Consider the following 12,440-nt stretch of genomic DNA (forward strand, 5'->3'; position numbering starts at 1 on the left):
TCTGGTGGTAGGCCTGGATCAGAAACTGCCGAACGTCGAGCCCAGTACCAGCACCACCAGCAAGGCAGTGAGTGGTACCACGGTCGTCATCATGAAAATTTGTGGGTATGACTGGCGGTGGCTGAGGCCGCAGATTGCCAGCAGGGTGATTACTGCTCCCGAGTGGGGCAGGGTATCCAGGCCGCCGGCAGCAATGGTGGCCACCCGGTGAAACAGTTCCGGGCTGATACCGGCGGCCTCGATCATGCGCAGATAATCACTGCCGAGGGTGCGGAAGGCGATGCTCAGGCCGCCGGATGAGGAACCGGTGATTCCCGCCAGCACGTTCATGCTGAGGACGGTGGATATCAGCGGGTGCTCCGGCGAAAAATTGAGAATGGCAGCCTTGATCACCGCAAAACCGGCCAGGCCGGCGATCACCGCGCCATAGGCCACTTCCGAGGCGGTGTTGAAGATCGGCAGCATTGCGCCAAGGCTGCCCTTGTTGATGGTGGTCGTCAGGTTGTCCCAGCGCTTCCAGTTGAGCACGATCACGAACACGATCGCGCACATCAGTGCCAACAATACCGACCAGAGCCCCACCACGCTGGCAGGATCGATGCTGCCAAAGCGCTCCTCGCGCAGAACACTGAGGTCCAGCGAAGGCAGAATCCAGTAGCTGAAGGCCGCATTCAGGCCGATCACCACAATGATGGGCAGCAGCGCTACCAGCAGTCCGGGCCTGGGTACTGCGTCGTTCGACGGGATTTCAATGTCATGGTCACCGTAGCCTTCACCGTTGGCCATCGCCTTGCGCGCCCGTGACTGCAAGATCCAGGTGCCCAGCCACAACATCACTACCGAAGCGATGATGCCCAGGCCCGGTGCGGCAAAGGTGGTGGTGCCGAGGTAGGCCGTGGGAATGGCGTTCTGGATCGACGGCGCGCCGGGCAGGGCGGTCATGGTGAAAGTGAAGGCACCCAGGGCGATGGCGGCAGGCATGTAGCGTTTGGGAGTGCCGGACTCGCGAAAAATCACCGCTCCGATCGGATACACGGCGAAAGCAACCACAAACAGCGACACGCCTCCGTATGTCAGCAGAGCGCAGGCCAGCACTACCGTGAGAATCACATGGCGCCGGCCCAGGCGCCGCATGAACCAGTCGGCAATGGTATGCGCGGCCCCTGAGTCAGCCACCAGCTTGCCAAACAGCGAGCCGAGGATGAACAGAGGGAAGAACTTGATCAGGTACAGGCCCAGCTCCTTCATGAACAGCTGGGTGTAAGTGGGCATGATGTGCGTCGCGCCACCGCTGAGCAGTACCGCCAGGGCTGCCATCAGCGGCGCCAGGATCAGTACGGTCACGCCCCGGTAGGCGAGAAACATCAACAACAGAAGGGATATCAGTATCGCCATCGTGCTCATGGGTGGCTCTCTTATAATTATTGTTTTGGCGTGCGGTGCTGCCTGACGTTTACGTTTGCGTCAACCTAGTGCAGGGGCAATGGCCTGTCAACCGGCCCGGGCCCCCGGGTCGTGTTCACTCATAAACGACGACTGCAAATGTGCGGCGCCCTGAGTCGTATATACCTACTCAGTAGGGGTTTATTTGACCCATGGGCGGCAGGTTCTGTGGAGTGAGAGCAGCTGAACACGTGGTCTGGAGAGCAGGGCAAATTGACAGTATTACTTTTAGGTATAAAGATATTCCTAAAAAATATTACGGCGCAATCAGTCGCTTTCAATTCACACACCTTGCACGAGGTGGGTTGACGCCGTGAATTAGCCAATAAGAAGGAGTCCAGAACCATGAGTCTTGCAACGAGAGTCCGCCTCAAGACCAGCGTAAGCGCCTGTGTTTTTATGCTGGCGACCGCGGCAAATGCCGATCCACAAGGACAAAAAATCTACACCCAGGGGGGCGAGTCCCCGCTAGCCATGGCCTGCACCACCTGTCATGGCGCCAATGGCCTGGGTACCGATAGCGCAGGTTTCCCGCGTCTGGCGGGGCTGCCCCAGGGTTATCTGGTCAAGCAGCTTGAGGACTTTGGCTCCGGCAAACGGGCCAACGCGGTGATGCAACCCATCGCATCAGCCCTCAGCGAAAGCGAAGAACAGGCAGTTGCCAGCTACCTGAGCACCATGGCTGTCCCGGCCCCGGCGGTTGATTTAGCCGCCACCGGCAGTGTTGGCGGGGCAGCGGAAAAACTGGTCAAGCAGGGCGACTGGAGTCGCAATATTCCGGCCTGTGTCGCGTGTCACGGCGTGAGTGACACTGGCGTTGGCCAGAGTTTCCCTCCGCTGCTGGGGCAGTCCGCGACTTACATCGCAGCCCAGTTGAATGCGTGGCGCAGTGGTACCCGCAAGAATGACCCCAATGACCTGATGGGCCATATCGCGCGCTCCCTGACCGATGCCGAAATCAAAGATCTGTCCACCTATTTCGCCAGCCTGAGCGGGGGAGCCAAACAATGAACTTTCCTGCCAAAGTACTGATCGCCGTGGTCGTCGCCGTACCGCTTCTGGCTGCCAAAACCTGGTACGAAGAGCGCGGCATGACACCCGTGGCCAAGGCCCCGAGCGCCGCTGCCGGGGTGGCTGATGCGCACCCTGACGCTGGCGTGGCGGCTGCGCCGGCCAAGCCTTCCGGCCCACTGGTATTTACCCCGCCCCAGGAGTCGGAGTTGCCGGATAACGCCTTTGGCGTGCTGGTGCGCGAAGGGCGAGATATTTTCGTCAATACCCAGAAAAATGCCGCTGACTATGTCGGCAACGGCCTCAACTGCACCAATTGCCACCTGGATCAAGGTCGCAAGGCAGGGTCCGCTCCGCTTTGGGGAGCTTATGGCATGTACCCGGCGTATCGAAAAAAGAACAACAAGGTCAATACCTTTGCCGAGCGCATGCAGGGTTGCTTTGAATTCAGCATGAATGGCAAGGCACCCGCCAGTGACAGTCATGTGATCAAGGCCTTGAGCACCTATGCCTACTGGCTGGCGACCACGGCGCCTGTGGGCGTGGATCTGCCCGGGCGCCTGTACCCGGTCATTCCTGCACCGGAAAAAGGCTATGACCTGGTCAAAGGCAAACAGATTTATGCCGATCAATGTGCTATCTGCCATGGCGCAGAAGGGCAGGGGCAAAAGTCTGCTGATACCTACGTGTTTCCACCACTGTGGGGTAAGGATTCTTACAACTGGGGTGCGGGGATGCACCGTATCAATACGGCCGCCGGGTTTATCAAACAAAACATGCCGCTGGGCAAGGGCGGTTCGCTGACCGATGCTCAAGCCTGGGATGTAGCCGCCTACATCAATAGCCAGGAGCGGCCTCAGGATCCGCGTCTGGTGGACAACTCGGTTGAAAAAACCCGCAAGAAATACCATGAGGGCGACGGCGTTAACCTGTACGGCGAGTCGGTCAATGGCGTGATCCTGGGCCAGGGTATCAAGTAAGCGGCTCAATCCCCCTAGCGACGCCAAGCATCAGCGCGGCGTCGCGCATCAAACAGGTGTTGCCCAGCTATCCGGGAATAAAAATTGTTGAGCCGCAGACCGGTTATTGGCTGCGGGACTCGGCGGTGCGCCCTGGACAGTCGACGCACCCAGCGCAATGAAACGGCAAATGATCTCGGTCACGGTGTTCCAGAACGCCCGGGCGCAGGCGCAGAGCCACTGGAGGTAGCCGGTCAAAGCCTGCTTCGAGCCGTCACGCGATATAGCTGGAAGCGAGCTTTTTATTCCATAAAACAAGTACAAGCGCGATTTATAGTGCGTTTTAATCTATCCAGGTCATTCTGAACAGATTGGAGTATTTGTCTTTGAAAACCGCAGCGCTCTTACCTTTTAGCCTCGCTTTGCTCGCAACCTGCACCAACGCTTTTGCCGGCTCCACTCTGGATCGCGTCATCGAAAAAGGTGAGCTCAGAGGGGTATTGATGGAGAGCTATCCGCCGTTCTCTTTTCTCAACGAGCAGAACCAGCTGGACGGCTTTGATGTTGATGTCGCCAAGGCCGTAGCGCAACGGCTCGGGGTGAAACTCAAGCTGCAAACGCCTTCCTGGGATGTGATCGCAGCCGGCCGCTGGAGCGGGCGCTACGACATCTGCGTGTGCTCCATGACGCCGAGCAAGGCTCGCGCCGAAGTGTTCGATTTTCCGGTGGAGTATTACCAGTCGCCTGCGGTGATCGTGGTCAATGCCCAGGACACCACTATCGCTTCAGGCAAGGATTTGTCCGCAAAGAAGGTCGGCGTGGGCAGCGCGTCCACCTATGAAGCCTATTTGAACAAGGATCTGGTGATCGAGGGGGCAACGGACAAACCGCTGCAATACCCGTTCGAGAATGTGCAGATCGCCCCGTACGATAATGAAACAGTGGCATTCCAGGACCTGGCACTGGGCAGCGGAGTACGCCTGGATGCAATGGTCACCAACCTTATCACCGCCCGTGAACGCATTGCCCATGACCCTCGCTTCAAAATTGCCGGCGACCCGCTGTATGCAGAGCCCAATGTGGTGGCGATTGAAAAGGGCGATCCTCAGTGGAGTGCCAAGGTCACTGAAGTCATTGGTGAACTGAAAGCCGACGGCACACTGAGCAAAATTTCGCAGAAGTGGATCGGTGCCGATATCAGCCAATGACAGCCCACAACCCACACCCCGCCAAGACCGGGGTACCACCCGAAACCGCAGCGTCGCGCCTGAGCCAGCTGTTTGGCTTTCGCACCCGGTTGTATCTGACCTGGGCGGCCTTGCTCGGTTTGTGCGTGATGTTCTTCATGAGCTTCGATCTGAAGTTCTCGATCATTGTTGATAAATTGCCCAACCTGTTGGGCCTGCATCTGGGGCCCAACGGTTTCCTGCAAGGCGCCGCGCTCACCTTGTTTCTGTGTTTGTGTTCGATCTGGCTGTCGTTGCTGCTGGGTTTTGTCACCGCCCTCACGCGTCTGTCACGCAGCGCTGTGGCCTTCGGGATCGCCAGCTTCTATGCCTCTTTTTTCCGCGGCACGCCGCTGCTGATCCAGATCCTGCTGATCTATCTGGGCTTGCCCCAGATCGGCGTGGTTCCAGGTGCAATCAGCGCCGGGATCATTGCCCTGTCGCTCAACTACGGGGCCTACCTGAGCGAGATCTTTCGCGCCGGCATCATGACCGTGGCGCCCGGCCAGCGCGAAGCGGCCATGGCCCTGGGGCTTTCGCCGACGGCGACATTCGTGCACATCATCCTGCCCCAGGCCATGCGCACGATTATTCCGCCGACCACCAGCCAGTTCATTTCCATGCTCAAGGATTCATCGCTGATTTCGGTGATGGGGGTCTGGGAAGTGATGTTCCTGGCGCAGTCCTACGGCCGCTCCACTTATCGCTATATCGAAATGCTCACCACCGCAGCCGTTATCTACTGGCTGCTGTCAATCGGACTCGAACTGCTCCAGCACCGCCTGGAGCGCCACTACGGCAAAGGTTTCAAAAATCAGCGCTGAGGCAGTCCCTTGTTTAATCCATTTTTTCAGGAATCATGATGTCCGATCCCAAACCTCTGTTGTTTGCCCTCTACGAGCAAGCGAGTGTCGGCTGTGGTGGTGCGCCAAGCCTGTGGACCCACCCGGCAGACGAGCGACTGAGCATCAACTCTCTGGGCTATTGGTCGAACCTGGCCCGGATCGCCGATCAGGCTCACCTGGACATGCTGTTTTTCGGCGATGTGCTGGGCTTCTACGATGTGTTTGCCGGCAATGCCGATGCCGCCATGAAATGGGCCGTGGAAGCCCCGGCCAATGATCCGCTGATGATCATTCCGGCACTGGCAGCCATCACCGAAAATCTGGCTTTCGGTGTGACCGTGACCACCAGTTACGAGCATCCGTTTACCCATGCCCGGCGCTTCAGCACCCTGGATCACATGACCAATGGCCGGATCGGCTGGAACATCGTGACCTCGTACCTGTCCAGTGCCGCGCGCAATTTCGGTCTGGAGCAGATGATCAAACACGATGATCGCTACGAGCGTGCCGAAGAATTCATGGACGTGGCCTACAAGCTTTGGGAAGGCAGCTGGGCCGATGATGCCGTGGTTGCCGACAAGGCGCGCCAACTGTATGCCCGGGGTGATCGCGTGCGCCCGATCAACCATGCCGGCGAACACTATCGGGTAGCCGGGCCGCATCTGACCTCGCCATCGCCGCAACGCACACCGCTGCTGATCCAGGCCGGCTGGTCAGGGCGGGGCAGGGCCTTTGCGGCCAAGCACGCCGAACTGATCTTCGTGGCCAAGTCCAACCCCCACGAGATCCGCCAGGGACTGGAAGAAATCCGGGCCCAGGCCCTGGCCCTCGGCCGCCCGGCACAGGACGTCAAGTCACTGACCGTGTTGCGCATTGTCACCGCCAAAACTGAAATTGAAGCCCGGCGCAAATACGACCAGCTGCAGAGCAATTACCACTTGCAGGCACAACTGGTCAGTTATGCCGGTGATACCGGTATCGACATCAGTCGCTACGCCGACAGTGATGCGCTGTCCACCCACACCGAAGGCATGACCTCCTATGTGATGCGAGCGGATGGCAGCGCCAAGCCCTTGACTGCGGGTGACGTCAAACAGCGCTTTGCCAACGTCACCCGGGGCAGTGACTTGATTCTGGTGGGTACACCGCAACAGGTTGCAGAGCAGATTGAAGAGCACGCACGGATCAGCGGGACCACGGGCTACATGCTCAACCCGCTGATCAGCCCCGGCAGCCTTGAAGACTTTGTCGAGCTGATTATTCCCGAGTTGCAAAAGCGCGGCCTGTATCGCACCGAACCCCAGCGGGGTACCTTGCGTTCGCGACTGCGGGCAGACGGCGCCAGTCATTTGCCAGCCAGTGCATATGGCGCGTCGTTTCGTTTCGACCGGGGTTAGGCAACGGATCCATTGTCATCCACGCCCCCTGCAGGAGCGAGCTGGCTTGCGATGCACGCACCGCGGTGTATCAGGTAAAACCCGGAGCGGCCATCGCAGGCAAGCCAGCTCCCACAGGAGCTCCACACGACTCCCGGCGCAGCAACACCTGTGGGAGCCTGGCTTGCCAGCGATTCAATCTGCACAGTTGAACCGCGGTGCGCGTAGCGCCGGCAAGCCAGACCCCAGCTTCAATGGTTGACCTGTTTCGATAAAGGCGAGGGCCCAAGGTCGGGCGCGTGGGCTAAATAGGCCTGGCGCATATCCAGGGCCGATCCGTCGAGTGCCTGTTTGAAATCATCGACGCTCATTGCCTGCTTGTCATTCTTCAGCGTCAGCCCGGCCCCTTTGCTGACCACCTGCGCCACAACCTCATGATCCCAGGCATCCAGAACTGCGACTTCTGTGGTGATTTGTGTGTCCTGGTCACGGATGCCCATAACCGTACTCACGCCGGCGGCAAGCAGCGTCACGGGGAGCCACTCATAAAAGCGCAAACCCTGGGTTGAGGCCGACACGGTGATGATGGCAGGCCTGACGATCAGTGTGTCCGGGCCCGGAGTCGTGACAACGGTCATGACCTTGCCCAGCTCCTGTTTCAGAGCAGCATCGTAGTAATGGCTCAGGTCCGAGAGCATTGCCTGTGAACGTCGGTCGGTCGGCACCAGCGGTAGGTAGTACTGGCTAGGCTCGATATACACCCGGGTGTAATGTTTGAGATCACGCTGCGGGTTTACCCAGGACAATACCCGTTGGCCAGAGGGCAATTTTTTTTCCGTGAGTTGGCTGTAGTCCTGTAAAAACCCTGAATATTCGTCTGGAGAGACGGTTTTGCCGGCGCAAGCGGCGAGTGACATGCACAGGGCTACCAGTAACGGTAGCGAGAGACTTCTTGGCATTGGATCGGTGTTCCCGGGGCGAGTGTTTTCATGAAGGATGTTCGTCGTGCTCAAGCGTCTGTGCCGCTTTCGCAACCATTTATATGCAGTTCGCCATGGGCCATGACCCATTGGGTAAGCTCGGCAACAGGTATTGAGTGGCAGTACTCCACCCACTGGCTGCACTGCGGGCTGTAAGTCTCGATATAGCGGACCAGAACGATGGATTTCTGGTCGCTGGACAGCGTCAGGCGAGACTCCTGGAAAAGCACTGGATCGGTGCGCCAGAATTTGCTGGTGCGCTGGTTCAGAATCAAAGCGTTGGCGCTTTGGGCCTTGCTGCTCAAGGTCGGCATCGAGGGCATCCCGGAATGAATTGCCCGCAGTTTGCCTGAGGGGTTTTGCCGGGAGATGTCTGGTTTATGCGCATACAGGCGCAATGTTTCACGATTGAAATATATGACCCTGACGCCAGAATGGTTTTAGATAGCCCCCCTTATTTACCCATGGATCGCTAATGTGAGCAGGCTGCTGATCGTCGACGACGATGTGGAAATCCTATTACTGCTGGAGAAGTTCTTTCTCTTGCATGCTTATGAAGTGGAACTGGTCACCCACGGAGAAGCCATGTGGGCGGCCATCGGGCGCCAGCGGCCGGACCTCATCATTCTCGATCTGATGCTTCCCGGTGAAGGCGGGCTCAGCCTCTGTCAAAAATTACGCCTGAACACCGGCATTCCGATTGTGATGCTGACCGCCATGGGCGAGCTGAGTGACCGCATTGTTGGCCTGGAACTGGGTGCCGATGATTACCTGACCAAGCCTTTTGATCCTCGCGAGTTGCTGGCCCGTCTGCGGGCAGTTCTACGTCGCGCCAGTGATCCGGTAAGAGCCCGTAATGAAGACACACGGCTGGTGATCAGCTTTGCGGGCTGGCACCTGGACGTAACACGCCGCGAGTTGCGTTCGTCTGCCGATGTCATGATTCCGCTCTCGGGCGGTGAGTTCGATTTACTGGTGGTCTTTCTCGAACACCCTGAACGCATCCTCTCCCGCGAACAATTGATCGACCTGACGCGGGGCAATAATCACGAAGCCTTTGACCGCAGCATTGACGTGCAGGTAAGCCGCCTGAGACGCAAAATAGAACCGGACAGCAAGCGTCCGGACCTGATTCGTACCGTGCGTAACGGCGGCTACCTGTTCAACGCAAAGGTGACGCGCACGTGATGAGTCTGATTGCCCACGCTGACACCCTCAGACGCCGGATTGCCCTGACCATTGTCGCGGCGATGCTCGCTTCGCTGGTGCTCTATGCCCTGTTTGTGCAGGTCGCCGGGGTCTGGGCCAAACCGCCAGTGGATCAAATCGGCTTGCTGGATCAGGTCGCGACCACTACCCGCATCATCCAGGCGGCTCCGCCACAACTGCGGGAGCAGCTGTCGGCTGCGGCGAGCAATCCATCACTCGGGGTGCTATGGAGCGAACACCGGAGCAGCTTCGGACTTCCGGCAACCGGCACCGCCATCGACCAGAACCAGTCGCCGGTTCTGCATCGATTGCTGGACAATACCGAACACAGGATAGAAGTCTTCCAGCCCGCCAATTGGCCTAGCGAAAGCCCGCAAGCGCGTTATGCCATGCTGGTGCAACTGAACGACGGCAGCTGGTTGTCGTTTACCCCTCCGCAACGCAGTTGGGGAATGAGTGCAGCGTTGCGTTTTGCCGTGGTTATTGCCCTGGGGCTTCTTGCTGCCTGGCTGGTAGCGCGGTTCGCCACACGCCAGCTGGCTGACCCGCTGCAGCGTTTTACCAGTGCCGTACAACGCTTCGGTACCGACCTTGATGCCCCCGCCATTGACATCGAAGGCCCCCGTGAAATACGCCAGGCGATCATGGCCTACAACACCATGCAGGCGAAAATCCAGCAATTCATTGCCGAGCGCACCCTCATGCTGGCGTCGATTTCCCACGACTTGCGTGCGCCATTGACCCGCATACGGCTGCGTTGTGAGTTCATTGAAGATATTGACCAGCAACGCAAATTGATCCGCGACACCGATGAAATGCAATCGATGATCAACTCCGCCCTGGGCTTTTTCCGCGACGAGACCCTGCGCGAGCAAGCCACCAGTTTTGACCTCTCCGAACTGCTGCAGACGGTCATCGATGACTACAGCGATCAGGGTATCGACGTGGTTTTTTCAGGGCCTGCCCACCTGGTGTATTTCGGCCGCCCGGTGGGCATCAAGCGAATGACCGCCAACTTGCTGGAAAACGCCGTGAAGTATGCCCGGCATCCACGCATCGAACTGATCAATGGCCAGACTTCGGTGTGTATCGAGGTAAGCGATGAAGGACCGGGGATTGCCGATTCGGAACTGGAGAACGTATTCGTTCCGTTCTTCCGGCTTGAGCCCTCGCGCAATCGCGACTCCGGTGGCGTAGGGCTTGGTCTGTCCTCGGCCCGGGCAATGGCGCGCCAGCACGGTGGCGAGCTGCTGTTGCGAAACCGTATGGGCGGTGGACTCATCGCGCAGGTTGAGTTGCCCCATGGCGCCATCAAACGCACCGGTTCGGCTGAGGGGGCATGAAGCCAAATCACTGCAGGGCTGCTTAAATGCCGGAGCACGACAGCTGACAGGTTTGGATCCCTGTCATGAAATGAAAAGAGGCTGTCGTCTGATGAGAAGCACGCCGACAACCCGCAGCTTACATTCCAATCAACGTAAATCGCCGTAGCGCATCCAGAACGTTGATTGGAGAAAAATAAGCATGGCCCAAGTAGTACGTTTTTATGAAACCGGAGGTCCCGAGGTTCTTCGCCTTGAAGAGGCCGAAGTGGGCGACCCGGGTCCGGGTGAAGTTCGGCTACGCCAGGTCGCTGTCGGTCTGAACTATGCCGATACCTATTTCCGCAACGGCACTTACCCGATCCCGATGCCCAATGGCATGGGCGTGGAAGCCGCCGGCATCGTAGTGGCAGTGGGTGAGGGCGTGAGCAATGTGGCTGTAGGCGATCGTGTCACCTACACCGGCTTTCTCAACACCCTGGGTGCCTACAGCACAGAACGCCTGATCTCGGCAGCGCCCCTGATCAAACTGCCCGAAAGCATTTCATTTGAGACCGCCGCCGCAATGACCATGCGCGGGCTCACTTCTGCCTATTTGATGCGCCGTATCTATGACTTCAAGGCTGGCGACAGTATCTTGCTGCACGCCGCAGCCGGAGGCGTCGGCCTGATTGTTTCGCAGTGGGCAAAACTGCTGGGACTCAAAGTCATAGGCACTGTGTCCAGCGATGCCAAAGGCGAGGTAGCCCGTGCCCATGGTTGCGACCATGTAATCAATTACAGCCACGAAGACGTCGCCAAACGGGTACGTGAGTTGACCGGCGGCGTTGGCGTAAACGTGGTGTTTGACAGTGTCGGCAAAAACACCTTCGCGGGCTCGCTGGACTCCCTCAAGCGCCGTGGCTTGATGGTCTGTGTTGGCACTGCATCCGGCCCGATCCCGCCTTTCGACCCGGTATTGCTGGCAATCAAAGGTTCGCTGCACCTGACTCGCCCGGCACTTGCCGATTACATTGCTGACCCGGCAGAAAAGGCCGATCTGGCCGGCGAACTGTTTGATCTGGTTGGAAGCGGTCAAATCAAGATCGAGATCAATCAGCATTACAGTTTGCAGGACGCGGTGCAGGCCCACCGGGATCTGGAATCGCGCAAGACCACGGGCTCTTCAATCTTCGTGATCTAAGGGGGGCGTCAGTCATGCAAGTTGAGCAACTTAGCTGCAATATCGGCGCAGAACTCTTTGGTGTAAACCTGGCCGAGGCCATACATGACGCGGGTCTGTTCGCAGAGATCCGTGCCCAGCTGCTCAAGCATCGGGTGCTGTTCCTGAGGGACCAGGACATCAGCCGCGCCGAGCATGTGGCCTTTGCCCGACGCTTCGGCGAGCTGGAAGACCACCCCGTGATTGGCAGTCATCCGGACCACCCGGGGCTCGTGCAAGTCTACAAAAACCCCGACAGCCCGGTTGACCGTTACGAGAACTCCTGGCACACCGATGCCACCTGGCGCGAGGCGCCGCCGATGGGCTGCGTGCTGCGCTGTGTGGAGTGTCCTCCAGTAGGGGGCGACACCATGTGGGCCAACATGGTGGTGGCTTACGAGCGCCTGCCGGACGATGTCAAAGCCAAGCTTGAAGGCCTGCGTGCACGGCATAGCATCGAAGCGACCTTCGGCGCCGCCATGCCTATCGAAAAACGCCTGGCACTCAAGGCCCAGTACCCGGACGCAGAACATCCAGTGGTGCGTACACATCCAGAGACCGGTGAGAAGGTGTTGTTCGTCAATGGTTTCACGACCCACTTCAGCAACTATCACACCGCTGCGCGTGTGCGTTATGGCCAGGACTTCAGCCAGGGCGCGCCCGAACTCCTGCGCTACCTGATAAGCCAGGCCAGTATTCCCGAGTACCAGGTGCGCTGGCGCTGGAAGCCCAACAGCATCGCGATCTGGGATAACCGCAGTACCCAGCACTATGCAGTGATGGATTACCCCGCCTGCCATCGAAAAATGGAACGCGCCGGAATCATCGGCGAAAAGACCTACTGAGCCCCCCCTGTAATCAGGTAAAC

12 protein-coding genes are annotated in these 12,440 nt (G+C 58.6%); 9 read left to right on the plus strand and 3 right to left on the minus strand.

Features of this window, described 5'->3' with window-relative positions; genetic code table 11:
• Positions 1 to 18: 18 nt before the first annotated feature.
• On the minus strand, positions 19 to 1,404 hold the full coding sequence (locus tag B195_RS11740; RefSeq protein WP_003445524.1) for a GntP family permease: 1,386 nt from the start codon (positions 1,402 to 1,404) through the stop codon (positions 19 to 21).
• Between the two features lie 384 nt (positions 1,405 to 1,788).
• On the opposite strand from B195_RS11740, the gene B195_RS11745 reads away from it, so the two are divergent.
• The 5 genes from B195_RS11745 (at position 1,789) to B195_RS11765 (ending at position 6,881) form a co-directional block, all read left to right on the plus strand.
• On the plus strand, positions 1,789 to 2,454 hold the full coding sequence (locus B195_RS11745) for a c-type cytochrome (protein ID WP_003445527.1): 666 nt from the start codon (positions 1,789 to 1,791) through the stop codon (positions 2,452 to 2,454).
• Positions 2,451 to 3,434 (plus strand): c-type cytochrome, encoded by a 984-nt coding sequence (locus B195_RS11750; RefSeq protein WP_003445529.1) that lies wholly within the window; start codon positions 2,451 to 2,453, stop codon positions 3,432 to 3,434. Before B195_RS11745 ends, B195_RS11750 begins: the two co-directional genes overlap by 4 nt.
• Positions 3,435 to 3,799: 365 nt before the next feature.
• Positions 3,800 to 4,621, plus strand: coding sequence for an ABC transporter substrate-binding protein (locus B195_RS11755; RefSeq protein WP_003445531.1), 822 nt, complete (start codon positions 3,800 to 3,802; stop codon positions 4,619 to 4,621).
• Entirely contained in the window at positions 4,618 to 5,463 is an 846-nt protein-coding gene (locus B195_RS11760) for an amino acid ABC transporter permease (RefSeq protein WP_003445533.1), read from the plus strand. The genes B195_RS11755 and B195_RS11760 overlap by 4 nt, the downstream gene beginning before the upstream one ends.
• 38 nt (positions 5,464 to 5,501) lie before the next feature.
• Positions 5,502 to 6,881 (plus strand): LLM class flavin-dependent oxidoreductase, encoded by a 1,380-nt coding sequence (locus B195_RS11765; protein WP_003445535.1) that lies wholly within the window; start codon positions 5,502 to 5,504, stop codon positions 6,879 to 6,881.
• A 230-nt stretch (positions 6,882 to 7,111) separates the two neighbouring features.
• Here B195_RS11765 and B195_RS11770 read toward each other — a convergent pair whose 3' ends face one another.
• Both B195_RS11770 and B195_RS11775 read right to left on the minus strand, forming a co-directional pair.
• The gene (locus B195_RS11770) at positions 7,112 to 7,819 is read right to left on the minus strand and encodes a DUF3313 domain-containing protein (RefSeq protein ID WP_051060448.1); all 708 of its coding nucleotides are present in this window, start codon (positions 7,817 to 7,819) and stop codon (positions 7,112 to 7,114) included.
• 50 nt (positions 7,820 to 7,869) lie between these two features.
• Entirely contained in the window at positions 7,870 to 8,154 is a 285-nt protein-coding gene (locus B195_RS11775) for a hypothetical protein (RefSeq protein ID WP_003445540.1), read from the minus strand.
• A 163-nt stretch (positions 8,155 to 8,317) separates the two neighbouring features.
• Here B195_RS11775 and B195_RS11780 point away from each other — a divergent pair, with 163 nt between their 5' ends.
• From B195_RS11780 to B195_RS11795, 4 genes are all read left to right on the plus strand, one after another.
• On the plus strand, positions 8,318 to 9,028 hold the full coding sequence (locus B195_RS11780) for a response regulator (protein WP_003445542.1): 711 nt from the start codon (positions 8,318 to 8,320) through the stop codon (positions 9,026 to 9,028).
• Positions 9,028 to 10,392: an ATP-binding protein gene (locus B195_RS11785; RefSeq protein WP_003445543.1), complete on the plus strand. Its 1,365-nt coding sequence runs from the start codon at positions 9,028 to 9,030 to the stop codon at positions 10,390 to 10,392. The genes B195_RS11780 and B195_RS11785 overlap by 1 nt, the downstream gene beginning before the upstream one ends.
• A 181-nt stretch (positions 10,393 to 10,573) precedes the next feature.
• A complete protein-coding gene (locus tag B195_RS11790; RefSeq protein ID WP_003445544.1) occupies positions 10,574 to 11,554 on the plus strand; it encodes a quinone oxidoreductase in 981 nt (326 codons plus the stop codon).
• Between the two features lie 14 nt (positions 11,555 to 11,568).
• On the plus strand, positions 11,569 to 12,417 hold the full coding sequence (locus tag B195_RS11795; protein ID WP_003445545.1) for a TauD/TfdA family dioxygenase: 849 nt from the start codon (positions 11,569 to 11,571) through the stop codon (positions 12,415 to 12,417).
• Positions 12,418 to 12,440: the final 23 nt, after the last annotated feature.

The organism is Pseudomonas sp. Lz4W (genome assembly GCF_000346225.2).
GTDB classification, from domain to species: domain Bacteria; phylum Pseudomonadota; class Gammaproteobacteria; order Pseudomonadales; family Pseudomonadaceae; genus Aquipseudomonas; species Aquipseudomonas paraversuta.

Bases quoted from the DNA above. Each gene is read 5' to 3' on its own strand.
- B195_RS11740 (WP_003445524.1), bottom strand. From the start codon at position 1,404: ATGAGCACGATGGCGATACTGATATCCCTTCTGTTGTTGATGTTTCTC.
- B195_RS11745 (WP_003445527.1), top strand. From the start codon at position 1,789: ATGAGTCTTGCAACGAGAGTCCGCCTCAAGACCAGCGTAAGCGCCTGT.
- B195_RS11750 (WP_003445529.1), top strand. From the start codon at position 2,451: ATGAACTTTCCTGCCAAAGTACTGATCGCCGTGGTCGTCGCCGTACCG.
- B195_RS11760 (WP_003445533.1), top strand. From the start codon at position 4,618: ATGACAGCCCACAACCCACACCCCGCCAAGACCGGGGTACCACCCGAA.
- B195_RS11765 (WP_003445535.1), top strand. From the start codon at position 5,502: ATGTCCGATCCCAAACCTCTGTTGTTTGCCCTCTACGAGCAAGCGAGT.
- B195_RS11770 (WP_051060448.1), bottom strand. From the start codon at position 7,819: ATGCCAAGAAGTCTCTCGCTACCGTTACTGGTAGCCCTGTGCATGTCA.
- B195_RS11775 (WP_003445540.1), bottom strand. From the start codon at position 8,154: ATGCCGACCTTGAGCAGCAAGGCCCAAAGCGCCAACGCTTTGATTCTG.
- B195_RS11785 (WP_003445543.1), top strand. From the start codon at position 9,028: ATGAGTCTGATTGCCCACGCTGACACCCTCAGACGCCGGATTGCCCTG.
- B195_RS11790 (WP_003445544.1), top strand. From the start codon at position 10,574: ATGGCCCAAGTAGTACGTTTTTATGAAACCGGAGGTCCCGAGGTTCTT.
- B195_RS11795 (WP_003445545.1), top strand. From the start codon at position 11,569: ATGCAAGTTGAGCAACTTAGCTGCAATATCGGCGCAGAACTCTTTGGT.